The 24,715-nt window shown below is 66.7% G+C and carries 18 protein-coding genes; 2 read left to right on the forward strand and 16 right to left on the reverse strand.

The window, feature by feature from the left end; all coding sequences use genetic code 11:
* Window positions 1–116 precede the first annotated feature (116 nt).
* From ACG0Z3_RS12965 to ACG0Z3_RS13020, 12 genes are all read right to left on the reverse strand, one after another.
* Window positions 117–1,592, reverse strand: coding sequence for a glutamate synthase subunit beta (locus ACG0Z3_RS12965; protein ID WP_394397990.1), 1,476 nt, complete (start codon window positions 1,590–1,592; stop codon window positions 117–119).
* An 11-nt stretch (window positions 1,593–1,603) separates the two neighbouring features.
* The gene (locus tag ACG0Z3_RS12970; protein WP_394397992.1) at window positions 1,604–6,361 is read right to left on the reverse strand and encodes a glutamate synthase-related protein; all 4,758 of its coding nucleotides are present in this window, start codon (window positions 6,359–6,361) and stop codon (window positions 1,604–1,606) included.
* A gap of 130 nt (window positions 6,362–6,491) precedes the next feature.
* The gene (locus ACG0Z3_RS12975) at window positions 6,492–7,199 is read right to left on the reverse strand and encodes an REP-associated tyrosine transposase (RefSeq protein ID WP_394397994.1); all 708 of its coding nucleotides are present in this window, start codon (window positions 7,197–7,199) and stop codon (window positions 6,492–6,494) included.
* Between the two features lie 60 nt (window positions 7,200–7,259).
* Window positions 7,260–8,399 carry a deoxyguanosinetriphosphate triphosphohydrolase gene (locus tag ACG0Z3_RS12980; protein WP_394397996.1) on the reverse strand — a complete coding sequence of 380 codons (1,140 nt, stop codon included), beginning with the start codon at window positions 8,397–8,399 and terminating at the stop codon, window positions 7,260–7,262.
* Window positions 8,399–9,493 carry a 3-dehydroquinate synthase gene (gene aroB, locus ACG0Z3_RS12985; RefSeq protein WP_394397998.1) on the reverse strand — a complete coding sequence of 365 codons (1,095 nt, stop codon included), beginning with the start codon at window positions 9,491–9,493 and terminating at the stop codon, window positions 8,399–8,401. Before aroB ends, ACG0Z3_RS12980 begins: the two co-directional genes overlap by 1 nt.
* A gap of 38 nt (window positions 9,494–9,531) precedes the next feature.
* On the reverse strand, window positions 9,532–10,092 hold the full coding sequence (locus ACG0Z3_RS12990; protein WP_394398241.1) for a shikimate kinase: 561 nt from the start codon (window positions 10,090–10,092) through the stop codon (window positions 9,532–9,534).
* 6 nt (window positions 10,093–10,098) lie between these two features.
* Window positions 10,099–13,509, reverse strand: a complete 3,411-nt coding sequence (locus tag ACG0Z3_RS12995) for a beta strand repeat-containing protein (protein WP_394398000.1) — start codon at window positions 13,507–13,509, stop codon at window positions 10,099–10,101.
* Window positions 13,510–13,546: 37 nt separating this feature from the next.
* On the reverse strand, window positions 13,547–15,751 hold the full coding sequence (locus tag ACG0Z3_RS13000) for a type IV pilus secretin PilQ (RefSeq protein ID WP_394398002.1): 2,205 nt from the start codon (window positions 15,749–15,751) through the stop codon (window positions 13,547–13,549).
* Window positions 15,748–16,272, reverse strand: a complete 525-nt coding sequence (locus tag ACG0Z3_RS13005; RefSeq protein ID WP_394398004.1) for a pilus assembly protein PilP — start codon at window positions 16,270–16,272, stop codon at window positions 15,748–15,750. The genes ACG0Z3_RS13000 and ACG0Z3_RS13005 overlap by 4 nt, the downstream gene beginning before the upstream one ends.
* On the reverse strand, window positions 16,269–16,946 hold the full coding sequence (locus ACG0Z3_RS13010) for a type IV pilus inner membrane component PilO (protein WP_394398006.1): 678 nt from the start codon (window positions 16,944–16,946) through the stop codon (window positions 16,269–16,271). Before ACG0Z3_RS13010 ends, ACG0Z3_RS13005 begins: the two co-directional genes overlap by 4 nt.
* Window positions 16,947–16,951: 5 nt before the next feature.
* Entirely contained in the window at window positions 16,952–17,554 is a 603-nt protein-coding gene (locus ACG0Z3_RS13015; protein WP_394398008.1) for a PilN domain-containing protein, read from the reverse strand.
* Window positions 17,551–18,630, reverse strand: a complete 1,080-nt coding sequence (locus ACG0Z3_RS13020) for a pilus assembly protein PilM (RefSeq protein WP_394398010.1) — start codon at window positions 18,628–18,630, stop codon at window positions 17,551–17,553. Before ACG0Z3_RS13020 ends, ACG0Z3_RS13015 begins: the two co-directional genes overlap by 4 nt.
* A 284-nt stretch (window positions 18,631–18,914) precedes the next feature.
* Between ACG0Z3_RS13020 and ACG0Z3_RS13025 the strand changes: the two genes are divergently transcribed.
* A complete protein-coding gene (locus ACG0Z3_RS13025; protein ID WP_394398012.1) occupies window positions 18,915–21,305 on the forward strand; it encodes a penicillin-binding protein 1A in 2,391 nt (796 codons plus the stop codon).
* A 6-nt stretch (window positions 21,306–21,311) separates the two neighbouring features.
* Here ACG0Z3_RS13025 and cyaY read toward each other — a convergent pair whose 3' ends face one another.
* Window positions 21,312–21,644: an iron donor protein CyaY gene (cyaY, locus tag ACG0Z3_RS13030; protein WP_394398014.1), complete on the reverse strand. Its 333-nt coding sequence runs from the start codon at window positions 21,642–21,644 to the stop codon at window positions 21,312–21,314.
* Between the two features lie 11 nt (window positions 21,645–21,655).
* Here cyaY and lptM point away from each other — a divergent pair, with 11 nt between their 5' ends.
* Entirely contained in the window at window positions 21,656–21,802 is a 147-nt protein-coding gene (gene lptM, locus ACG0Z3_RS13035; RefSeq protein ID WP_394398016.1) for an LPS translocon maturation chaperone LptM, read from the forward strand.
* Here lptM and ACG0Z3_RS13040 read toward each other — a convergent pair.
* Genes ACG0Z3_RS13040 through ACG0Z3_RS13050 form a run of 3 tightly spaced genes read right to left on the reverse strand, consistent with a single transcriptional unit; the run spans window position 21,799 to window position 24,712 of the window.
* Entirely contained in the window at window positions 21,799–22,794 is a 996-nt protein-coding gene (locus tag ACG0Z3_RS13040; RefSeq protein WP_394398018.1) for an ABC transporter ATP-binding protein, read from the reverse strand. The two genes, lptM and ACG0Z3_RS13040, sit on opposite strands and share 4 nt — an antisense overlap.
* Window positions 22,791–23,771 carry an ABC transporter ATP-binding protein gene (locus tag ACG0Z3_RS13045; RefSeq protein ID WP_394398020.1) on the reverse strand — a complete coding sequence of 327 codons (981 nt, stop codon included), beginning with the start codon at window positions 23,769–23,771 and terminating at the stop codon, window positions 22,791–22,793. Before ACG0Z3_RS13045 ends, ACG0Z3_RS13040 begins: the two co-directional genes overlap by 4 nt.
* The gene (locus tag ACG0Z3_RS13050) at window positions 23,768–24,712 is read right to left on the reverse strand and encodes an ABC transporter permease (RefSeq protein WP_394398022.1); all 945 of its coding nucleotides are present in this window, start codon (window positions 24,710–24,712) and stop codon (window positions 23,768–23,770) included. The genes ACG0Z3_RS13045 and ACG0Z3_RS13050 overlap by 4 nt, the downstream gene beginning before the upstream one ends.
* Between the last annotated feature and the right edge of the window lie 3 nt (window positions 24,713–24,715).

Genomic DNA, 24,715 nt, shown 5'->3' on the forward strand with positions numbered 1-24,715 from the left:
GCCGGCGGCCCCGGTGGTGCTGACTTCGCAAGTCAGCACCACCGGGGCCGCCGTGTTTCCAGCTCCGCCGTCGACCGCGCCTCACGCGCGGCCGGTCAGGGCCAGCCGAGCCCGGCTCAGCGCGGCAACGTGCTCGCGCCCATCAGGTACTCGTCCACCGCCTTCGCGGCCTGGCGGCCTTCGCGGATGGCCCAGACGACCAGGCTCTGGCCGCGGCGCATGTCGCCGGCGGCAAAGACCTTGTCGACGTTGGTCTTGTAGGCGGCCGCGCCTTCGGTGCTGGCCTTGCCGTTGCCGCGTGCGTCCTTGTCGACACCGAAGGCATCGAGGATGGTGGCGACCGGCGACACGAAACCCATCGCCAGGAAGGCCAGGTCAGCCTTCAGGATCTGCTCGCTGCCCTCGACCTCGGTCATCTTGCCGCCCTGCCATTGCAGGCGCACGGTCTTGACGCCGGTGAGCTTGCCCTTCTCGCCGAGGAATTCCTTCGTAGCGATGGCGAACTCGCGCTCGCAGCCCTCTTCATGGCTGGACGAGGTGCGCAGCTTGATCGGCCAGTAGGGCCAGGTCAGCGGGCGGTCTTCGACTTCGGGCGGCTGGGGCATCAGCTCGAACTGCACGACGCTCTTGGCGCCGTGGCGGTTGCTGGTGCCGACGCAGTCGGAGCCGGTGTCGCCACCGCCGATGACGATGACATGCTTGCCGTCGGCGCGGATCTGGTTCTTCAGCTTGTCGCCGGCGTTGACCTTGTTCTGCTGCGGCAGGAACTCCATGGCGAAGTGCACGCCGGAGAGCTCACGGCCCGGCACGGGCAGATCGCGCGACTGCTCAGCGCCGCCGGTCAGCAGCACGGCGTCGAACTGGCTCTTCAGCTCGTCGGCCGAAATGGTTTCCTTGGCCCAGTTGGTGACCTTGAAACCTTCGGGCAGCGCGGCGACCATGACGCCGGTGCGGAACACGACGCCCTCGGCCTTCATCTGCTCGACGCGGCGGTCGATGTGGGACTTCTCCATCTTGAAGTCCGGGATGCCGTAGCGCAGCAGGCCACCGACGCGGTCGTTCTTCTCGAACACCGTGACGCTGTGACCCACACGCGCCAGCTGTTGCGCGGCGGCCAGGCCGGCGGGACCGCCGCCGACGATGGCGACGGTCTTGCCCGTCTTGGTCTTGGGCAGCTGCGGCTGCACCCATCCCTCGGCCCAAGCGCGGTCGATGATGGCGTGCTCGATGGACTTGATGCCCACCGCGTCGTCATTGACGTTCAGCGTGCAGGCCGCCTCGCAGGGCGCGGGGCAGATGCGGCCGGTGAACTCGGGGAAGTTGTTGGTGCTGTGCAGCACGGTGATGGCGTGCTTCCAGTCTTCCGGCCGGCCCTTGTAGACCAGGTCGTTGAAGTCGGGAATGACGTTGTTGACCGGGCAGCCGTTGTTGCAGAACGGCGTGCCGCAGTCCATGCAGCGTGCGCCCTGCTGCTTGGCCTGATCAACGTTCAGGCCAATGACGAATTCCTTGTAGTTCTTGACGCGCGCAGTGACGGGCTCGTAGCCCTCTTCCAGACGCTCGTACTCCATGAAGCCAGTGACTTTTCCCATGGCTCGACTCCTTAGACCTTGGCGGCCGCAGGCGCCTTGGCCTGGGCGATGGTGGTGGCGGCTTCCTTGGCAGCGTTCAGCTCGCCCAGCGCGCGGCGGTATTCGTTCGGGAACACCTTGATGAACTTGGTGCGCGACTCGGCCCAGTGGTCGAGGATGTCGCGCGCGCGCTGGCTGCCGGTCCAGCGGTGGTGGTCTTCCAGCAGCTTCTTCAGGATGGCCTCGTCGGTCTGGGCCTCGCGGTCCACGCCGTCGACCCCCTTGACACGGTGCCAGATCGCCTTGTCGACGCCGGCTTCCTGCTCCGCTGCAGTCTGCAGCTTCTCGAGTGTGACCATGCTGGTGTTGCAGCGCTTGGCGAAGTGGCCGTCCTCGTCATAGACATAGGTGATGCCGCCGCTCATGCCGGCGGCGAAGTTGCGGCCGGTCTTGCCCAGCACCGCGACGGTGCCGCCGGTCATGTACTCGCAACCGTGGTCGCCCGTGCCTTCGACGACCGCCGTGGCGCCCGACAGGCGCACCGCGAAGCGCTCGCCAGCCACGCCGCGGAAGAAGGCCTCGCCGCGGGTCGCACCGATGAGCGCGGTGTTGCCGACGATGATATTCTTCGTCGCGTCGCCGCGGAAGTCGATGCTCGGGCGCACGACGACGCGGCCGCCGGACAGGCCCTTGCCGGTGTAGTCGTTGGCGTCGCCGATCAGGTAGAAGCTGATGCCCTGCGCCAGGAAGGCGCCGAAGCTCTGGCCGCCCGTGCCTTCCATCTGGATGAAGATGGTGTGGTCGGGCAGGCCTTCGGGCTTGCGGCGGATCAGCTCACCGGACAGGCGCGCACCGACCGAGCGGCGCACGTTCGTCACTTCCTGCATGAACTGCACCTTCTCGCCCTTCTCGAAGGCGGGCAGGCACTTCTCGATGAGCTTGACGTCGAGCGCGCGATCCAGCCCGTGGTCCTGCACGTCGTTGTGGATACGGGCCACGTCGGCCGGCACGTTCGGGCGGTGGAAGATGCGGGCGAAGTCCAGGCCCTTGGCCTTCCAGTGACTGATGGCCTTCTTGGTGTCCAGCCAGTCAGAGCGACCAATCAGTTCGTCGAACTTGCGCACGCCGAGCTGGGCCATGATCTGGCGCGCCTCTTCAGCGACGAAGAAGAAGAAGTTGACGACGTGCTCGGGCCGGCCGGTGAACTTCTTGCGCAGCACCGGGTCCTGCGTGGCCACACCCACCGGGCAGGTGTTCAAGTGGCACTTGCGCATCATGATGCAGCCCTCGGCCACCAGCGGCGCCGTGGCGAAGCCGAACTCGTCGGCACCCAGCAGCGCGCCGATGACGACGTCGCGGCCGGTCTTCAGCTGGCCGTCGGTCTGCACGCGCACACGGCCGCGCAGGCGGTTGACGACCAGCGTCTGCTGCGTCTCGGCCAGGCCAAGCTCCCACGGCGTGCCGCAGTGCTTGATGGACGACCAGGGCGACGCGCCCGTGCCACCGTCGTGGCCGGCGATGACGATGTGATCGGCCTTGCACTTGGTCACGCCGGTGGCGATGGTGCCCACGCCGACTTCCGACACCAGCTTGACCGACACGTCCGCCTTCGGGTTGACGTTCTTCAGGTCGTGGATGAGCTGCGCCAGGTCCTCGATGGAATAGATGTCGTGGTGCGGCGGCGGGCTGATGAGGCCGACGCCCGGCACCGAGTGGCGCAGGAAGCCGATGTACTCGGACACCTTGCCGCCGGGCAGCTGGCCGCCTTCGCCGGGCTTGGCACCCTGGGCCATCTTGATCTGGATCTGGTCGGCGCTGACGAGGTATTCCGTCGTGACACCGAAGCGGCCCGATGCGACCTGCTTGATCTTGGAGCGCAGCGAGTCGCCTTCCTTCAGCTCGTAGTCGGCCTCCATGATCTTGTGGCCGAGCACGTCGCCGATCTTGGCGCCGCCGACGATCTTGATGCCCTTGAGCTCGTTGCGGTAACGGGCCGGGTCTTCGCCGCCTTCACCGGTGTTGCTCTTGCCGCCGATGCGGTTCATCGCGACGGCCAGCGTGGCGTGGGCTTCGGTGGAGATGGAGCCCAGCGACATGGCGCCGGTGGCGAAGCGCTTGACGATCTCGGCCGCCGACTCGACCTCTTCCAGCGGCACGGCCTTGCTCGGGTCGAACTTGAATTCGAACAGACCGCGCAGCGTCATGTGGCGCTTGCTCTGGTCGTTGATGAGCTGCGCGTAGTCCTTGTACGTCTCGAACTTGCCGCTGCGCGAGCTGTGCTGCAGCTTGGCGATGGCGTCGGGCGTCCACATGTGTTCTTCGCCGCGGCTGCGCCAGGCGTACTCGCCGCCGGTCTCCAGCATGGTCTCCAGCAGCGGGTCGTCGCCGAAGGCGCCCTCGTGCATGCGGATGGCTTCTTCCGCCACCTCGAACACGCCGATGCCGCCCACTTGCGTGGCCGTGCCGCGGAAGTACTTCTCGACGAAGTCCGCCTTCAGGCCGATGGCCTCGAAGATCTGCGCGCCGCAGTAGGACATGTAGGTCGAGATGCCCATCTTGGACATGATCTTCGACAGGCCCTTGCCCACGGCCTTGATGTAGTTGTAGCGGGCTTGCTCGGCGGTCAGCTTGGCCGGCAGCTCATCGCCCATGGCTTCGAGCGTCTCCAGCGCCAGATAGGGGTGAACGGCTTCGGCGCCATAACCAGCCAGCACGGCGAAGTGGTGCACTTCGCGCGCGGTGCCGGTCTCCACCACCAGGCCGGCCGTCGTACGCAGACCTTCACGCACCAAGTGATGGTGCACGGCGGACAGGGCCAGCAGCGCGGGAATCGCAATGCGGTCGGCGCTGACGTTGCGGTCCGTGATGATGAGAATGTTGTGGCCGCCCTTGATCGCGTCCACAGCCGAAGCACACAGCGAGGCCAGCTGGGCCTCCACGCCCTCACGGCCCCACTCGCGCGGGTAAGTGATGTCCAGCTCGCAGGACTTGAACTTGCCGTTGGTCGGGCCTTCGATGTGGCGCAGGCGGGCCATGTCGTCGAAGTCCAGCACGGGCTGGCTGACTTCCAGGCGCATCGGCGGGTTCACCGCGTTGATGTCCAGCAGGTTCGGCTTGGGGCCGATGAAGCTGTTCAGCGACATCACGATGTTTTCGCGGATCGGGTCGATCGGCGGGTTCGTGACCTGGGCGAACAGCTGCTTGAAGTAGTTGTACAGCGGCTTGTTCTTGCCCGACAGCACCGCGAGCGGCGAGTCGTTGCCCATGGAGCCGATGCCCTCTTCGCCGTTGGCGGCCATCGGGGCGAGCAGGAACTTGATGTCTTCCTGCGTCGTGCCGAAGGCCTGCTGGCGGTTCAGCAGCGACGTGGCAAACCCGGGGCGCGCCGTCTCGGGAACGGCAATGTCGTCCAGCTTGACGCGGACGTTCTCGATCCACTGGCGGTACGGGCGCGCGTTGGCGTACTGGTTCTTCAGCTCTTCGTCATCGACGATGCGGCCCTGCTCCAGGTCGATGAGGAACATCTTGCCGGGCTGCAGGCGCCACTTCTTGACGATCTTGCTTTCGGGAATCGGCAGCACGCCGGATTCCGACGCCATGACGACGAGATCGTCGTCGGTGATGCAGTAGCGCGCCGGGCGCAGGCCGTTGCGGTCCAGCGCCGCACAGACTTGGCGGCCGTCGGTGAAGGCCATGGCGGCCGGGCCGTCCCACGGCTCCATCATGGCCGCGTGGTATTCGTAGAACGCGCGGCGGCGTTCGTCCATGCCTTCGTGCTGCTCCCAGGCTTCCGGGATCATCATCATGGCGGCATGCGCGAGCGGATAGCCGCTCATCGTCAGCAGCTCGATGGCGTTGTCGAAGGTGGCCGTGTCGGACTGGTGCTCGAAGCTGATCGGATAGAGCTTCTGCAGGTCGTCACCCAGCACCGGCGACTTCATGACGCCTTCGCGGGCGCGCATCCAGTTGAAGTTGCCCTTGACCGTGTTGATCTCGCCGTTGTGGCAGACCATGCGGTAGGGGTGGGCCAGCGGCCACTCGGGGAAGGTGTTGGTGGAGAAGCGCTGGTGGACGAGCGCGATGGCGGACACGACTCGCGGGTCGGCCAGGTCCTGGTAGTACTTGCCGACCTGGTCGGCCAGCAGCAGGCCCTTGTAGATGACCGTGCGACAGCTCATGCTGGGCACGTAGTACTCGCGGCTGTGCGTGAGCTTCAACGCCTGGATGGCGCTGGAGGCCGTCTTGCGGATGACGTAGAGCTTCCGCTCCAGCGCGTCGGGGACGATGATGTCCGGACCGCGACCGATGAAGATCTGGCGGATCACCGGCTCTTTCTCGCGCACGGTTGGCGACATGGGCATGTCGCGGTCCACCGGCACGTCGCGCCAGCCCAGCAGCACTTGACCCTCGGCCTTGATGGCACGGGCCAGCTCCTGCTCGCAGGCCAGGCGGGAGGCAGCTTCCTTGGGCAGGAAGATCATGCCGACGCCGTACTCGCCGGGCGGCGGCAGCGTGATACCCTGCTTGGCCATTTCCTCGCGGTAGTACTCGTCCGGGATCTGGATCAGGATGCCGGCACCGTCGCCCATCAGCGCATCGGCACCGACGGCACCACGGTGATCCAGGTTCTCAAGGATCTTCAGGCCCTGCTGGACGATGTTGTGCGCCTTCTGGCCCTTGATGTGGGCCACGAAGCCGAGGCCGCAAGCGTCTTTTTCATTGGCTGGCCGGTACAGCCCGTGTTCTGCGAGGTCTTGAAGTTCGGACTGAATCTGCGCGGCATGGCTCATGGCGGCCTCCTGGATCACAACAGACCGGAAGCGTAATGCAGTGCAGCAAATGCAGCAACCCGATTAATATGGGGTCAGAGTCAATTTAAAGATCACCACGGGTGCGACGACGGCATAAATGGGGCCAGAGTCATTCACCGCCGGAGGCCATCGGCGCCTTCCGCGGCCTGCCGCGAGGCCGTGCCACCACAACCGCCGCATGATCCACAGCCAGCGGACGCAAGAAGCCCTGGCTGCCCACCGGCCGGCCACGAAGCACCGCCTCGGTGAATTGCGCCCTTTCGCTGCTCGTGACGCCCTGCTCCAGGAACTCCCGGTAGGCATGCTCGCGCTCGAACGGGGTGTTGCCGAGCTGCCAGTACATCTCGTGCTCACTGATCAGCACATTGCGCGCCAGACCCAAATGGTGCGCGGCGCTGGACCACGGCCAGTCCGCCGCCGCTGCACAGATGCCGGCACGCACCGGATTCAGCTCGATGTAGCGCATGCAGGCCAGCAGGTGCCGATCGCCCTCGATCAGGCCGGCGCGGAACCGCCCCTCCCACAAGGTGCCGCTGCGCTGGTGACGTGCGTTGAACCAACCCACATAGCGCCGCCCCACCGACTGCATCATGCGGCTCAGCGCATCAGCCGACGGCGGTGTCAGCAGCAGGTGCAGGTGGTTGTCCATCAGCACGTAGGCGTGGACGGCCACGCGGTACAGCGCCGCCGACTCTGCCAGCGTCGCCAGCAGCTGCTGGCGATCAAGATCGCTGAAGAAGATCGCCTGGCGGTTGTTGCCGCGCAGGATGACGTGGTGGGGGAGCTCCGGCAGGATCAATCGGGGAAGACGGGCCATGCATGTCCTTGTCGCGCCGGTGGCGCATCGAGGCCAGCATATTCGACTCCGACCCCATTTTCAGAACAGATGCTTGCCGGTCAGTCTTTGGTGTTCGCGAATGGCAAAGCGGTCGGTCATCCCGGCGATGTAGTCGGCGCAGGCGCGCTCGCGGTCGGGACGGTCAGCGAAGTCGGCCGGCAACTGTGCCGGATCGCTCGCATAGACGCCAAACAGATCGCGCAGCACCTCCTCGGCGCGCGCCCGCGTGACCTGCACCTGCGGATGGCGGTAAAGGTTGACGAACAGAAAGCGCTTCAGCGCCGTGCTCCTGGTCCGCATATCGGCACTGAAACGCAGCAGCGGTTTCTCGGCACACCGCACGGCGTCTGCGTCCGGCGGCGCCGTTTCGGCAAGTGCGGCCCGCGTGGCGTCGATGATGTCGTAAACCTGGGCCGACAGCATGCGGCGTATGGTCTCGGCCAGCAGCCGCTTGCCTGTCAGCTGCGGGTGCTCGTCCAGCGCTGAACGCCAGTGCTCGCGCACCAAGTCCACAGCCAACAGCTGCTCCAGTTCGATGAGGCCGGAGCGCACACCGTCGTCGACGTCGTGCGCGTTGTAGGCCACCTCGTCGGCCAGGTTGCACAGCTGAGCTTCCAAGCTGGGCTGACCGCCATGCAGGAAGCGGGTCGCGATGCCGCCCGGCTCGGTCGCCTCGATCAACTCGGCATTGCGGCGCGAGCAATGTTTGAGAATGCCCTCACGGGTCTCAAAGCACAGATTCAAGCCGTCGAACCGCGCATAGCGCTGTTCCAGGTGGTCCACCACGCGCAGCGACTGCAGGTTGTGCTCGAAGCCGCCGTGGCCCTGCATGCAGGCATCCAGCACGTCCTGCCCGGCGTGCCCGAAAGGCGTATGGCCCAGGTCGTGGGCCAGTGCCACAGCCTCCACGAGGTCTTCGTCCAGGCCCAGGCTGCGCGCGATGGAGCGTCCCAGCTGGGCGACCTCCAGCGAATGCGTCAGCCGTGTGCGAAACAGATCGCCCTCGTGATTGAGGAAGACCTGCGTCTTGTAGACCAGCCGGCGGAAAGCCGTGCTGTGGATGATGCGGTCACGGTCGCGCTGGAACTCGCTGCGCGTCGGCGCGGCCGGCTCAGGGAGGCGGCGGCCACGGCTGCGCGCCGGGTCGGCGGCACAAGCCAGGCGGGCCGCCGGCGTCATCAGGCGGCTCCGTGCGCGGTCAACGTCTCGACGATGAGCGCGTCGGGCACTGCATGCAGGCCGGCTTGGCCCAGCGCTTCGATGAGCACGAAGCGGATCGCACCCGCCTCGGCTTTCTTGTCCACGCGCATCAGCTGCAGGTAGCGATCGCCCCCCAGCCTGGGCGGCACCACCGGCAGGCCGGCACGCTCGATCAGCGTGCGAAGTTGCGCAGTGAAGTCGGCCGGCATCAGGCCCAGGCGGTGCGACAGATCCGCTGCCAGCACCATGCCGCAGGCCACGGCCTCGCCGTGCAACCACTCGCCGTAACCCAGGCCCGACTCGATGGCATGCCCGATGGTGTGGCCAAAGTTCAGGATGGCACGAAGGCCCTGCTCCTTCTCGTCCTGCCCGACCACGTCGGCCTTGATCTCGCAGCTGCGGCGCACCGCATGGGCCAGCGCCGCCTTGTCACGGGCCAGCAGCGCGTCGAGGTTGCCTTCGATCCAGCTAAGAAAGTCGGCATCGGCGATGGGGCCGTACTTGATGACCTCGGCCAGTCCGGCACGCAGTTCGCGGTCAGGCAGGGTGTCCAGCGTGTCCAGGTCGGCAATGACACGCTCGGGCTGGTAGAACGCGCCGAGCATGTTCTTGCCCAGCGGGTGATTGATGGCGGTCTTGCCGCCCACCGACGAATCCACCTGCGCCAGCAGCGTGGTGGGGACCTGCACGAAAGGCACGCCGCGCATGTACGTGGCCGCCGCGAACCCCGTCATGTCGCCAACGACACCGCCGCCCAGCGCGAACAGCACGGTCTTGCGGTCCAGCGCCTGGGCCAGCAGGTGGTCGAACACGCGGTTCAGGCTGGCCCAGTCCTTGTGCTGTTCGCCATCGGGCAGTTCCACCACATCCACCCGGGCATACACCGCCAGGAGGCGCTCGCGCAGCCGCTGCGCATACATCGGCGCCACGCGGTCATTGCTGACGATGACGGCTGCCGCCGCCTTGGGCAGTCCCTGCCAGCTGGCTGCCTCATCCAGCAGGCCGGAGCCGATGCGGATGTCGTAGGCGCGGTCGTCAGGAAGCGGGATACGGACGGTGTCGGAGGCAGGCATGCGGCCAAGTGTAAGAGCCGGCCTGCGCGGCCCCGGCCTCACTGAGGCTCGGCACCCACGGTGGCGGACACGCGCCCCGGGTCCAGCAAACCGGCCAGCTCCAGCTGCATCAGCGCCATGTTGACCAGCGCTTGCACGGCAGGCCGGCTGCTCTCCAGCACATAGTGAGCGCAGCGGCGGTACAGCGGGTCGCGCTGATGGTGCAGCTCACGAAGTCGGGCCAGCGGATCCTTCACCTGCAGCAGCGGCCGGGTCGTGTCATGACGAAGGCGGCGGAACAGGTCCTCGGGCGTCGAACGCAGGTACAGCACCGTGGTGTTTGCGTGCAGCAACTCGCGGTTGCGCTCGCGCAGCACGGCGCCGCCACCGGTGGCCAGCACGCAGTCTCCCGGGCGGGCGACCAGGTCGGCGATGACCTCGGTCTCCAGATCACGGAAGGCATCCTCGCCGTGGCGGGCGAAGAAGTCCTTGATGCTGCCGCCGATGCGGTGCTCGATCTCATGGTCCGAATCGACAAAAGGCACGCCGATTTGGCGTGCCAGTTGTTTGCCGACGGTGGACTTGCCACCGCCGGGCATGCCGACGAGCGAGAGCTTCAGCGTCACTCAGGGGCAGGCGCCGCGGTACACCGTGAAGCCGAAGCTGGTACCCACGCCGCTGGGCGAGGTCAGCGTGACGAACACGGCGCCGGACGTGGCGGTGTCGAAGGTGTAGCCGACTGCGAAGGCCGTTGCGTCGTAGGTGCTGGCCACCGGCGAACCGCCCGACACCGAGGCGGCGAAACCGATGGTCGGCGTCGTCGCCGTGATGACCGTGCCGGCCGCCATCGGGTTCAGGCGCGGGTAGACGCCGCTGCTGATCAGGCCCGGGTTGTTGTCGGCTGCGATCAGATAGACGCTACCGGTGCTGCCTGCATTGCAGACGCGGTCGCCCGAGCTCAGCGGGTAGAAGTCCGCCGTGTCCGTCACGTTGCGGCCGACCTGCAGGCGCATCGGGCTGCTGGCCTTGCCGGTGGAGGAACTGCCGAACGGCCACAGCGGGCGGGCGGTCGAGGTCGACAGCACGGTCTCCATGGCCCGACGCACATAGACCTGGCCCGAACCGCTCCACTTGTTGTCGCAGGTGGTGGGCACGGACGGCGTGTACGAGTCCAGCCGCAACAGGATGCCGGCGGTCCCCGTCCACGTGCGGCAGCTGCTGTTGGTGTTGCTGGCAAGCGTGAGGCCGATGTACTCGTCGAAGGCGCTGTCGTAGCTGCCGTCGTAGTTGCGATCCTTGAAGATGTTGCCGAGGTCCTGGAACTCTTCGTTCTGGCTCAGGTCATAGACGTTGTTGCCGTTCTTGTCGATGAAGGACTCTTCACCCAGCGCATAGGACACGATGCTCACACGCCCGTCGACCGGCTTGGGCTGGGCGGACGCGAAGTTCACCGTTGCCTGCGAGATGCCACCGGTTTGGGTGATCTGCTTGCTGGACTCGATCTGGCCGCCCTCTGCAATGAAGTTGACCACCGTGCCCACCGGCACCGGGTTGCCACTGCGGTCAGCGGCAATGATGGTGTAGGTGTTGAGCGTGTTGTCCCGGTCGTAGCCTTCGATGTTGAAGGTGCGCTGCGACATCGAGAAGTTCAGCTGGGAAGGCAGGCCGATGCCCACGCTCAGGTTGCTGGACACCGTCGCGATCGCTTCGCCGCTCAGCTTGGCATGCACACGCACCGGCGTGGGCTGCGTCCCCGAATTCACGCGCACCTGCACGCGCCCCAGCGCGTTGGACGTCTGCGTGAACGGGCTGGGCGACAGCGGGTCCACCGACTCGACACCACGTCCCTCCATCGTCACGCCACCGGCACCGGTCTGCAGACGCAGTTCCACCAGCTTGTTGGGCAGCGGGTTGCCTGCGGCGTCGCGCACCTCGAATGTCACGATGGAGGACTCGGTGAAGCCCGACCCCTTCAGGAAGATCTGCTCCGGCAGCGAAGAGATGAAGGCCAAGCTGACGGCTGCAGGCGCGCCGATGGGCAGTGTCAGTTGCCGCGCCGTAGACGTGCCGTCGATGACGACCTGAAGCAAGTCAGACGGCTGCACGGCACCGCAACCGTTGTCGCGGTACTGCAGCGTGACGGTGTTGCTGGTGGCCGAGATCGTGGCCGGCGACACCGTGGCCTTGCCGGCGGCCGCGCAGGCCGACGACACGCTCAGCTTGACCGGCGACTCGACCGCGGCGCCCGTCAAGGTCAGCGTCAGCGAGTCCTGGCCGTAGGGCGAGATGGAAGCCGGGCCGGCGAAGCTGGCGATGGTGGCGTTGGTCGCCTGCACCTGGAAGCCTTGCGTGGCCGACAGCGCGGTGGCCGAGTACTGCACCGACGCAGTGACTTCGTCCGCACCGGCCGAGGCCGAGGTGGCAGGAGACAGCAGCGCCACCGCGCGGCCGTTGGCGTCCGTCAGCGCCGTGCCGACATTGGTACGGCCCAGACCGCGAACAATGGCGAACGTAACAACCTGACCGGCGACCGGCTGACCGCGTGCATCAGTCAGCGTGGCCGTGACCGTGGCGGGCACGGCGGCGCTGACCGAGGTGGTCGACAAGCCCAGCTGCAGCACCGGCGAACCCGGAGACGTGGCACTGACCACCTGCACCGGCTTGCTGTCGGTGGCCGTGATGTTGCTCAGCGTCGCCGTGGCGCGGATCACGTCCGCGCCGTTGGAAGACGAAACCGCCTGCGTCGCGACGGCACTCGCCACGCCGCTGGCATTCGTCACAGCCGTCGCCGCGTCAAACTTGACGAGACCGAACTCGGAGCTGAACCGGACCACCTGGCCCGACACCGGGTTGCCGCCGACATCCCGGACCAGCACGTTGACGTTGGACGAGGACTGCAGCGAATTGATCGTGGAGTTGCTCAGCGTCATCGTCGCCGTCGGCGTCTCGCCAACGATCTGGACGACCACGCTGCCCGACAGGGACTGGTCAGCGTAGCTGGCCGTCGCCCGCAGGATCTCGGAGGACGACACCGAGCCACCGGCGGCGGTGAGATTCAACGTGGTGCGCGCGATGCCGGTCGCATCGGTGGGCACGGTGGCCGGATTGGGCGTGAAGTTGACACCCGACGTCGCTGCGAAGCTGACGATCTGGTTGGCCACCGGCTGGCCGGCAGCGTCGCGCAGCGTCGCCGTCACCTGAGGCGCGGCCTGCGACAGACGCAGTGTCGCGCTGGTGGGGTTCAAGGTGAGCGTCGGCAGCGCATTGCTGACCGTGAACGCCTGCTCGGCGCTGACCGTCGAGGCGCCCAGCGTGGCCACGGCCGTCACATAGTCCGCGCCCGTGATGCCCGAGGTGCTGGCCTTCAACAGCGCCGTGCCCTGACCGTTCGCATCCGTGCGCACCGTGGTGACCGACAAGGTGCCCAGGTTGCCGCGACTGGTCGACAGGTTGACCACCACGTCGGACAAGGCCGTCCCCGTCGAGGACTTCAGCGTCACCGTCACGGTGGCGCCGACAGCCGGCGTGATCAGCTGGTTGGACAGGCCGACCGTCAGCGACGGGCCGGACGTCGTGCCGCCCGGCGTGGGCGTGACGACGGTGATCTGTGCCGTCTTCGTGATGGAGCCGCTGACGGCCGTGACGGTGATGGTGCGCAAGGCGGTGTCGGAGCCGATACGCACCGCGCCCGTGACCAAGCCGGCCGCGTCGGTCTTGGTGCCGCTGGGCGTCAGCACGGCATTGGCATTGACCGACAAGGACACCGGCACATCAGCCACGGTGTTGCGCTTGGCGTCGACCGCGTAGACGCTGACGAGCGCCGAACCACTGCCGTCGTTCGGCAAGGTCCCACCGCTCAGCGTGACGACAAGGTCTGCCGCCGTGGGGCTGGTGGTGCCACCGCCCGTGCCGGGGAAGGTCGGATCGCCGGCGCTGCCGCCGCCGCCGCCACAGGCGGACAGGAAGGCAGCCATCCCCAGCCCCAGCGCAGCCTGGGCCAGGCGTCGCCAGCCCTGCGTGACGATGGTTTGCAACATGCTCGAACTCCTGGATATCTCTGAATGTCTTGACGGCTCAGCGAACTGCAGCCCGCTCGCTGACGACCTTGGGCGTCAGGAAGATCAGCAGCTCGGTCTTGGACGTCGTGCGCGTCTTGTTCTTGAACAGGTTGCCGACGAAGGGCACATCGCCCAGCAGCGGCACCTTGTTGATGGTCTCACCCTCGTCCTGGGTGTAGATGCCGCCGATGACCACCGTGCCGCCGTTCTCCACCAGCACCTGCGTCTGCACATGCTTGGTGTTGATCGCGTAGCCCTGCGGCGTCAGCGTGCCGCGGCTGTCCTTGTTGACATCCACGTTCAGGATGACGCTGCCTTCCGGCGTGATCTGCGGCGTGACCTCGAGCTTGAGGTTGGCCTTGCGGAAGGCGATGGACGTGGCGCCACTGGCGGTGGCGACCTGGTAGGGCAGTTCCTCGCCCTGCTCGATCAGCGCCTTGACCTGGTCGGCCGTGATGACGCGCGGGCTGGACACGACCTTGCCCTTGCCGTCGGACTCCAGCGCCGACAGCTCCAGGTTCAGAAAGCGGTTGGCGGTCGCGCTGAACAGCGACACGGCGACGGTCTGGGCCACAGCGCCAGCAAAGCTGTCCGACGAGGTGTTGGCCGGCAGGTTGACGAAGTTGGTGTTGTTGTAGCCCGGGTCGGTGGCGGTCTGACGCGTCTGCCAGCCGACGAGGTTGTAGTTGCTGCCCAGCGTCAGGTAGTTGCTACCGCCCACGTTGTAGCCCGGAACGCCCCCGGACTGGCCGCGGGCGTCGTAGCCACCCAGCTTCACCCCCAGCGCGCGGCCGAAGCGGTCATTGGCCTCGACGATGCGGGCCTCGATCAACACCTGGCGGACCGGGATGTCGATCTTGGCGATCATGGCCTGGATCTCTTCGAGCTTGCTCGGGATGTCCGACACGAAGAGCTGGTTGGTGCGCGCCTCGGAGATGACGCTGCCACGCGGCGACAGGATGCGCGTGCCGGTGCCGGCGCCACCGCTGCTGCCACCGCCCGAGTTGCTGCCACCGCTGGCGCTGTTGCCGCCGGTGCCGATGCTCTGGCCCGTCAGGCCCTTGGCAATTTCCTCGGCCTTCACGTAGTTGAGCTGGAAGGACTGGGTGCGCACGGGCTCCAGCTGGGCGATGGCCGCCTTGGCCTCCAGGTCCAGCTTTTCCTTGGTGGCCAGCTCGTCCTTGGGCGCGATCCACAGCACGTTGCCGGACTTCTTCAGGCCCAGGCCCTTGGCCTGCATGATGATGTCCAGCGCCTGGTCCCAGGGCACGTCCTTCAGGCGCAGCGTGACGCTGCCGGTCACGGTGTCGCTGGTGACGACGTTGAAGTTCGTGAAGTCGGCAATGACCTGCAGCAGCGCGCGCACTTCGATGTTCTGGAAGTTCAGCGACAGCTTGTCGCCAGCGTAGCCTGGCCCCTGCGTGAGCTTGTTGGGGTCGACCTTCTGCGGCCGCACTTCCAGCACGAACTGGTTGTCGCTCTGGTAGGCGCTGTGCTCCCAGTTGCCCTTGGGCTCGACGATCATGCGCACACGGTCGCCCGACTGCGTCGTCGTGATCAGCTGCACCGGCGTGCCGAAGTCGGTCACGTCCACCTTGCGGCGCAGGTTCTCGGGCAGGCTGGAGCGCAAGAACTCCACCACCAAGCCCTGGCCCTGCTGCTGGATGTCGACGCCCACCTGGTTGCTCGGCAGGTTGACGATGACGCGGCCGGCCCCGTCGGCACCGCGGCGGAAGTCGATGTCGCGCAGCGGCTGAGGCGCGGCGTTCAGGCTCTGGGCGAAATGCACCGGCTCGCCGGGTGCCTGCACCGCCGCCACGGCGGCGTTGAGCACCAGCACCAGCGCGTTGCCTTCCAGCTTGGCGCTGTAGTTGGACGCCTGGCGCAGGTTGAGCACCACGCGCGAGCGATCACCCGCCTGGGCGACGTTGGCCGAGCGCAGGTTGCCCTGGTTGATGTCCACGAGGTTGCGACCGATGCCGTTGACGACGCCGGGCAGGTCGATGGCGATGCGCGGCGGCGTCTGCACGGTGAAGCCCGTGGGCACGGCCGGCAGCGGTTCGCTGAGCTCGATGCGCACGACATCCACACCCGCCTGCTGGCTGGAGTTGATCGCCCGGATCTGGGTCTGCGCCCATGCCGCTGGCGCGCACAGCAGCGCAAAGGCAACCCCCAGCAACCCGCTACGCCCCATGGCCTTGTTCTCCTGCAGTGTCTTCATCGTCCCTTCTCCTGTAGCTGGAGGGTACTGGTGCGTTCAATCCACTCGCCCGCAGCGTCCTGGACGACTTCTCGCAACGTGATTTCGGTTTCGCTGATCTTGGTGACGCGACCGAAGTTCTGACCGAGGTAGTCCCCGGCCTTGACCTGGTAGAGCAGGTTGTCGACGCGCAGCAGCGCATAGCGCCGGTTGTCGCGCGTCAGACTGCCCACCATGGACATGCTGTCCAGCGGGTAGGCCTCCAGCGGCTCCTTGCGCCGGTTGATCTCGGCCGTCAGCAGCGAGTTGGGCTGGGCCGCCTCCTGCTTGATGGCGACGCTGAGCTTCTGCGTGCTGAACGGATCCACCCCGGCCAACGACTCGTAGGGCTGGGGCAGGAACTTCTTGGGCGGCAGCAGCGGCGTGACGGACGGCTTGGCCTCCTTGCGCTGCTGCTCCATCCACTGGCGCAGCTCTTCCACATCGCTGCCACAGCCGGCCAGGCCCACCGTGGCGGCCACACACATCAGCAGCCGCTTCATTTCTTGCCTCCAGCCTTGGCGGAAGCCTTCTTCTGATCCGCCACTTCCGCTGCATCGAGGTAGCGGTAGGTGCGGGCCGTGGCCTCCATGCTCAGCGGGCTGTTCGGCGCCGGCGGCGACGTGACGACGAGGTTGTGCAGCGTCACGATGCGAGACAGGTTGGCGACGTCGGCCGCGAAAGCGCCGATGTCGTGATACCGCCCCGACACGCGCAGCGCAAAGGGCAGCTCGGCGTAGTAGTCCTTGATCAGCACCTGGCCCGGGCGGAACAGCTCGAACTGCAAGCCGCGGCCCACGCCGGCGCCGCTGATGTCGGACAGCAGCGAATCGATCTCGGCCTTGCCCGGCAACTGCTTCTCCAACTGCGTCACGTACTCCTCGACCTGGCTCTTCTGCTTGCGCAGCTCGGGCAGGTTGACGGCCTGGGCCAGCTTGCCCTGGAAGTCCTGGCGCAACTGCGGCTCGCGGGCCCGCTCTGCATCCAGTCCGGCTTGTTCGTCAGCCAGCACGAAGAAGTAGCCGGCGGCGATCACAGCCACCATCACGCCCAGCGCGGAGGCCAGCTTGGGGGCGAGCGGCCACTGGCCGGGCTCCTTGGGGTTGAGCCCCTGGAACTGCGCGCTCAGGTCGTTGAACCAGGCGTTCACGTCAATCTTGGACAGTGCGATGGCCATGTCGGTCAGCCCTTCTTCGGCGCGGAGGCGCCCGCAGCGGGTTCACGCGGCGGCACCTTGATCGTGACCGTCATGGAGAAGTCCAGCAGCCGCCGCGCGTCGCGCGTGCTGGTGCTGACGTTGGCGAGCTTCACTTCGATCAGGTCCGGCTTCTCCAGCCATTCCGAGCCGCGCGAGATATTGCGCAGGAACTCGGAGACGCGCTCGTTCGTCTGCGCGATACCACTGACGTTCACGGCCTTGTCGGACTGGCGGATGGCCGTCAGGTAGATGCCTTCAGGCGCCAGGCGGGCCAGGTCGTTGAGCAGGTGCACCGGCGTGTTGCGGTCGGTCTGCAGGTCTTCCACCGCACGCTGGCGCGACTTCAGCGACTCGATCTCCGCCTTCAGATTGGCGATGTCCTTGATCTGCGCCTCCAGGCGCGAGATCTCGTTCTGGATGTACTGGTTGTGCGCGCGCTGCTCCTGCGTCAGGAACTGCAGCAGCAAGTAGGCGGCCACGACCATGCCGGCCCCCACCAGCCCGGCCAGCCCCAGCCCCGCGAAGAACGCAGCTTTGCGCCGCTTGCGCCTTTCCTCTCGGTAAGGCAGCAGGTTGATCAGGATCACTGGAAGAACCTCCGCATCGCGAGGCCGCAGGCGGTCAGATAGGACGGCGCCTCACGACGCAGCCTGGGCTCGCGCACCGCGGAGCCCATGCCCATGTTCTCGAACGGGTTGACCACCATGCAGGCGAAGCCGGTCAGGTCGGTGACGCGCTCCTTCAAGCCCGGCAGGGTGGCCGTGCCACCGGCCAGCATCACGTAATGCACCTTGTGGTGCGGCGTGCTGGTGAAGAAGTACTGCAGCGCACGCCCGATCTCCTGCGACAGGCTGTCGACGAAGGGGTTGAGCACGCTGGTCTCGTAGTCCTCGGGCAGATCGTTGGACAGCTTCTTCTGCTCGGCCTCCTCGAAGGAGAAGCCGTACTGGCGCGAAATGAGCTGCGTCAGCTGCGAGCCGCCGAAGGATTGGTCGCGGTCGTACAGCAGCTCGTCGTCGCGCAGCACCTTGAGGCTGGTGGTGTCAGCACCGATCTCGAACAGCGCCACCAGCGCATCCTTGCCCTCATTGGGCAAGGCCTGCACGAGACGGCCCATGGCCATGCGGGAGGCGTGCGACTCGATGTCCAGCACGACGGGCCGCAGGCCCGCAGCCTCGGCCAGGCCCTGGCGGTCCTGCACACGGTCCTTGCGCGACGCAGCGATCAGCACCTCGACGTCCCCCACCGAGGTCGGGCTCGGGCCGATGACGCAGAAATCCAGACTCACCTCGTCCAGCGAGAACGGGATGTACTGGTTGGCCTCGGCCTCGACCTGCAGCTCCAGCTCCTCCTCACGCAACCCGGCAGGCAGCATGATCTTCTTGGTGATGACGGCCGACTGCGGCATGGCCAGGGCAGCATCACGGGTCTTGGTGCCGCTGCGAGAGACGACGCGGCGCACGGCATCGGCCACCTCGTCGAACTTCTCGATCTGGCCGTCGGCAATCCAGCCCTTCTCGAAGGGCTCGCTGGCGAACCGCTCCAGCACGAACTCGCCGCTCTTGGTCTGGCTCAACTCCACCAGTTTGACGCTGGAGGAGCTGATATCCAAGCCGATCAAGGCTGGGTGCTTGCGACCCAAAAGCGCGTCAAGTATTCCCATGCCCCTTGATGCCAATACGAGAAGTACCGTATCGGACTATTAATAAGTTACTTGAATGCTAGCAGCAAAGCCGTTGACACCGAACGAAAATCCGGCCCGAGCTGGTAACGCCACGTTGCTGAACATACACGATTCGACAATGAAACAAGCTCCTGACAAACACATGGCTGGCGTTGATTTGGCACAGATTCCCGGCGGCGTGCAGGCCGACTGATCGGGCCGGCAGCCCTTCCTATAATCCGCCGCCTCCCTCCCATGCGCCTGCGGGCGTGCTCAGCCGGCACATGAAAGACAAGTCTCGATCCGCTGCGCCCGACGCAGCCGCCAGCCCCGCGCCGCATCCACGATTTGCCCGCACGCTGGCGGCCCGCCTGGGCCGGCTGATGCTGTGGGGCCTGGGTTTGCTGGCGGGCGGGGCCTTGGCCGTGGCGCTGCTGCTGGCACTGGGCCTGGCGCTGGCCTACCCCAAGCTGCCTGACATCAGCGGCCTGACCGACTACCGCCCCAAGTTGCCCATGCGCGTGCTGTCCAGTGACGGGGTGCTGCTGGGCGAGTTCGGCGAGGAACGCCGCAACTACCTGCCCATCCAGCAGATCCCCAAGCTGATGCAGGAAGCCGTGCTGGCCATCGAGGACGCGCGCTTCTTTCAGCATGGCGGCGTGGACTACCTGGGCGTCATCCGCGCCGGCCTGGCCAATGTCACGGAGTCGCGCAGCCAGGGCGCGTCCACCATCACGATGCAGGTGGCGCGTAACTTCTATCTGTCCACCGAGAAGACCTTCACGCGCAAGATCTACGAGATCCTGCTGGCGCTGAAGATCGAGGCCGCACTGCCCAAGGAGAAGATCCTCGAGATCTACATGAACCAGATCTTCCTGGGTCACCGCGCACATGGTTTCGCGGCAGCCAGCGAGATCTACTTCGGCAAGACGCTGGACAAGCTCAGCGTGGCCGAAGCAGCCATGCTGGCCGGCCTGCCCAAGGCCCCCTCCTCCTACAACCCGATCAACAACCCCAAGCGCGCGACGATCCGGCAGCAGTACATCATCGAGCGCATGTACGAGACGGGCTACATCACCGAGGAGCAGCGGGATGAGGCCAAGGCCGAGAAGCTGCGCATCCGGCCGGTGCAGACCTCGGTCTCGCACGCCGAGTTTGTGGCCGAAGCCGCCCGCCAGCTGATCTTCAGTCAGTACGGCGAGGAGTCCTACTCGCGCGGCCTGAACGTCTACCTGACGCTGGACAGCGCCGAGCAGAACGTGGCCTACCGCGCGCTGCGGCGCGGCATCCTGGACTATGAGAAGCGCCAGATCTACCGTGGCCCCGAGGCCTACGCGGACCTGCCTGGCGACGCCAAGGAACTGGACGCCCGAGTCGCGCTGCTGCTGGCCGATCACCCGGCCAATGACGAACTGCTCGCGGCCGTCGTCCTCAGCGCCGACCCCAAGAAGGTAACCGCGGTGCTGCAGAGCGGCGATGCCATCACCATCACCGGCGACGGCCTGCGCCCGGCCACCTCCGGCCTGTCCGACAAGGGCAACCCCAAGACGCGCATCCGCCGCGGCGCCGTCATCCGCGTGGTCAAAGGCCCCAAGCAGAAGGACGGCGGCGAGTGGACCATCACGCAACTGCCTGAGGTGGAAGGCGCCTTCGTGTCGCTGGACCCGCGAACCGGCCAGGTGCGCGCGCTAGTGGGCGGCTTCGACTACGCCAAGAACAAGTTCAACCACGTGACGCAGGCCTGGCGCCAGCCGGGCTCCAGCTTCAAGCCCTTCATCTACTCCGCCGCGCTGGAGAAGGGCTTCACACCGGCCACCATCGTCAATGACGCGCCGCTGTTCTTCGACGCCGGCACAACCGGCAGCCAGCCGTGGGAGCCCAAGAACTACGACGGCAAGTTCGAAGGCCCGATGCCGCTGCGCACGGCGCTGGCCAAGTCCAAGAACATGGTGTCCATCCGCGTGCTGCACTCGGTGGGCGTGAAGGAGGCGCAGGAGTGGATCACCCGCTTCGGCTTCGAAGCGGAGAAGCACCCGGCCTACCTGACCATGGCGCTCGGGGCCGGCTCGGTGACGCCGATGCAGATGGCCCAGGGCTATGCCGCCTTTGCCAATGGCGGCTACCGCATCAGCCCCCAGCTGATCGCCCGCGTCACCGACAGCAATGGTCGCCTGCTCTACGAAGCCCAGACCATCGCGCTCGCCGAGGAGGCCCGCGCCATCGAGCCGCGCAACGCCTTTTTGATGAGCAGCCTGCTGCAGGAGGTCACCCGCAGCGGCACGGCGGCGCGCGCCCAGGCGACACTGAAGCGCCCGGACATCTACGGCAAGACCGGCACCACCAACGACTCGATGGATGCCTGGTTCGCCGGCTACCAGAAGGAGCTGGTCGCCGTCGTCTGGATTGGCTACGACCAGCCGCGCAAGCTCGGCGACCGGGAGACCGGCGGGGGCTTGAGCCTACCGGTGTGGATCGAGTACATGGGCTTTGCGCTGAAGAACAAGGCGGTCGATGAGATCACGCCACCCGAGGGTGTGGTCAACCTCAAGGGCGAGTGGTTCTACGAGGAATTCACGTCCGGCAGCGGCGTGAAGGAACTCGCGGCCGAACCCAACGCGCCACCGGCAGCAACCGACGACGAGAAGAAGTCCATCCTGGACCTCTTCAAACGCTGAGCAGCGTCAGGCGCTGAACGTCAGCGCCTGGTCGGCCTGCTCGCTCGCGCTGCGGGACAGGCAGGCCAGGAACTCGTGGCCCTCGCGGTCCACCCATTGCGCGCCGTTCCACCGGAAGTGGTAGCCGCCCGAGCGCGCCGCCAGCCAGATCTCCTGCAGCGGCGGCTGCGTGTTGATGACGATCTTGCTGCCACCCGGCAGGCTGAGCTCCAGCAGGCCGCCGGTGCGGTGGCTGTCGATGTCGACCACATCATCGTCCAGCCAGGCATCGACCTGCGCCTCGATGCGGGCCAGCAGTGCGTGGGATTTGGCGTGGTAATCAGCGTCGGACAGGGACATAAACTGCGGCAATGAAGAGAACTGTCGTCAGTGTAGGTGGGCGCCTGATTGCCCTGACCATCACCCTTGCCGCACTTGCGGGTTGTGGACAGAAGGGGCCGCTGACGCTACCCAAGCCAACCGACGCGGCCTCAGCACCCAAGTCGGCGGCGCGTTAGGCGCGCCCCTCCTCGACCGCGTGGCAGGCCACGCGCACGCCACGAATCTCCAGCAGCGCCGGCCGCTCGGCCTTGCAACGCGCGTTCGCCAGCGGGCAGCGCGGGTGGAAGCTGCAACCGCTGGGCGGGTTCAGCGGGTTGGGCACCTCGCCCTGCACGGGCGTGCGGGCGCGGCCGGTCATGTGGATGTCCGGGATCGCGTCCAACAGCATGCGCGTGTACGGATGCCGGGGCGCCGAGAACAGCGTCGCCTTGTCGGCCACCTCCACCAGACGGCCCAGATACATCACCCCCACCTCGTCCGCCACGTGGCGCACGACGGCCAGGTTGTGCGAGATGAAGAGATAGGTCAGGCCCTGCTCGCGCTGCAGGTCCTTCATGATGTTGAGGACCTGCGCCTGCACCGACACATCGAGCGCCGACGTGGGCTCGTCGCAGACCAGGAACTCCGGCTGCGTGGCCAGCGCCCGCGCGATGGAGATGCGCTGACGCTGGCCGCCCGAGAACTGGTGCGGGAACTTCAGCGCATCGGCCGGGTTCAGGCCCACCGAGCTGAGCAGTTCGCCGACGCGCTGGCGCGCCTCGGCATCGGTCTTGATGAGGCCGTGCTCGCGCAGCGGCTCGGCAACGATGTCCAACACCTTCCAACGCGGGTTCAGCGACGCATAGGGGTCCTGGAAGATCATTTGCATGCGCCGGCGCAGCTTGGCAGCCCCAGGGCCCGACAACGTCTTCGCAATGTCCTCGCCATCGAAGCTGACACTGCCTTGCGTCGCACCATACAGCCCCACCAGCAGCCGCGCCACGGTGCTCTTGCCGCAACCGCTCTCGCCCACCAGCGCCAGCGTCTTGCCACGCGCGATGCTGAAGGACACACCGTCCACCGCATGCACAAAAGCCTTGGGCTTGCGTTCGATGACGCGGTTCAACCACGGCGGCGAGACGTCGAACTGCTTGGCGAGGTCACGCACCTCCACGAGCGGCTTGCTCATCGCACCACCTCCGCCGTCACCGGCAGCCAGCAGGCCGCCTGGGTCGCACCGGCCACAGCCAGCTCCGGCCGGTCACTGCGACACCGGTCTGCCACACGCGAGCAGCGCGGATTGAAGGCGCACCCCGTCGGAATGGCATTCAGGCGCGGCATCGCGCCATCGATCTGCAGCAGCCGCTCACGGTCCACGTCCATGGCCGGGATGGAGCCCATGAGGCCCACCGTATAGGGATGCGCTGGCCGGTGGATAACGTCCGCCACGGGGCCGATCTCGGCGATGCGCCCCGCGTACATCACGGCGACACGGTCGCAGGTCTCCGCGATGACACCCATGTCGTGCGTGACCAGCATGACCGCCGCACCCTGCTCTTTGCAAACCTTCTTCAGCAGCGCAATGATCTGCGCCTGGATGGACACGTCCAGTGCCGTCGTCGGCTCGTCGGCCACGATGAGCTTGGGGTTGGCCGCCAGCGCCAGCGCGATGACAACACGCTGGCGCATGCCACCAGAAAACTGGTGCGGGTAGTGATCCACGCGCGCCTCAGGCGCCGGGATGCCCGTGGATGCCAGCAGCTCGATGGCCCGGGCCCGGGCCTGCGAGGCCGTCAGATCCAGGTGGGTCGTGATGGTCTCGGTGAGCTGGCGGCCCACCGTGTAGAGCGGGTTCAGCGAGGTCAACGGGTCCTGGAACACGGCGCCGATCTCGCGGCCGCGCACGCGGCGCATCTCGTCGTAGGGCAGCTGGTCGATGCGCCGGCCGGCCAGGCGGATCTCACCGGCCGCGATGCGACCCGGCGGGTCCAGCAGGCCGATGATGGCCGCGCCCGTCAGCGACTTGCCAGCACCGGACTCGCCGACAACGCCCAGGATCTCGCCCGGAGCAATGGAGAAGGAGATGTCGTCCAGCGCCAGCAGCGTGCCGCGGCGGGTCGGGAACTCCACCCGAAGGTGGTCGACTTCAAGCAGGGGAGTAGTCATCGCAGACGGGGATTGAGCGCATCACGCAGCCAGTCGCCCAGCAGGTTGACGCTCAGGGTGATGAGCACCAGCGTCAGGCTGGGCCAGGCGGTAATCCACCACTCACCGGAGAACAGGGTGTCGTTGCCGTTGCGGATCAGCGTGCCCAGCGAGGGGCTCGTGACCGGCACGCCGACGCCAAGGAAGGACAGCGTCGCCTCCGTGATGATGGCCGACGCGACCTGGATGGTGGCCAGCACCAGCACCGGCCCCAGCACATTGGGCAGCACGTGCCGACGCATGATGCGCAGCGAGCCGACGCCGATGACGCGGGCAGCCTGCACGTACTCCTTGTTGCGCTCCACCAGCGTGGAGCCGCGCACCGTGCGGGCGTATTGCACCCAGCCGGTCAATGCGATCGCCAGCACGAGCACGACGAAGGCCAGCGCATCCGGCGCCTGAGGGAACAGGCTGCGGGCGATGCCGCTGATCATCAGCGCAACGAGGATGGACGGGAAGGACAGCATCACGTCGCACAGGCGCATGATGAAGGCGTCCGTGCGGCCACCCAGGAAGCCGGCCAGCAGACCCAGGCTGACACCGATCACGATGGACAGCAGCACCGACGCGATGCCCACCAGCAGAGAGATCCGCGCGCCGTACATCAGCGCCGACAGGATGTCGCGCCCCTGGCCGTCCGTGCCCAGCAGGAAGCGCGCGTCCCCACCCTCCACCCAAGCGGGCGGCTTCAGCGAGTCCATCAGCTCCAGCGTGGCCAGATCGAACGGGTTGTGCGGCGCGACCCAGCCCGCGAACAACGCGCAGACCATGCAGATCGTCGCGATCAGCGCCGCCAGCATCGCCACCGGCGATGAGCGGAACGAGTGCCAGATGTCGCCGTCGAGAAAGCGGCGCAGCGCCGAGGTCGGCGGCGCGGCAGAAGGAGTGGCGTCGGAAGCCATGCG

The sequence above is a fragment of the Pelomonas margarita genome, from assembly GCF_043555875.1.
Lineage (GTDB): Bacteria > Pseudomonadota > Gammaproteobacteria > Burkholderiales > Burkholderiaceae_C > Pelomonas > Pelomonas margarita.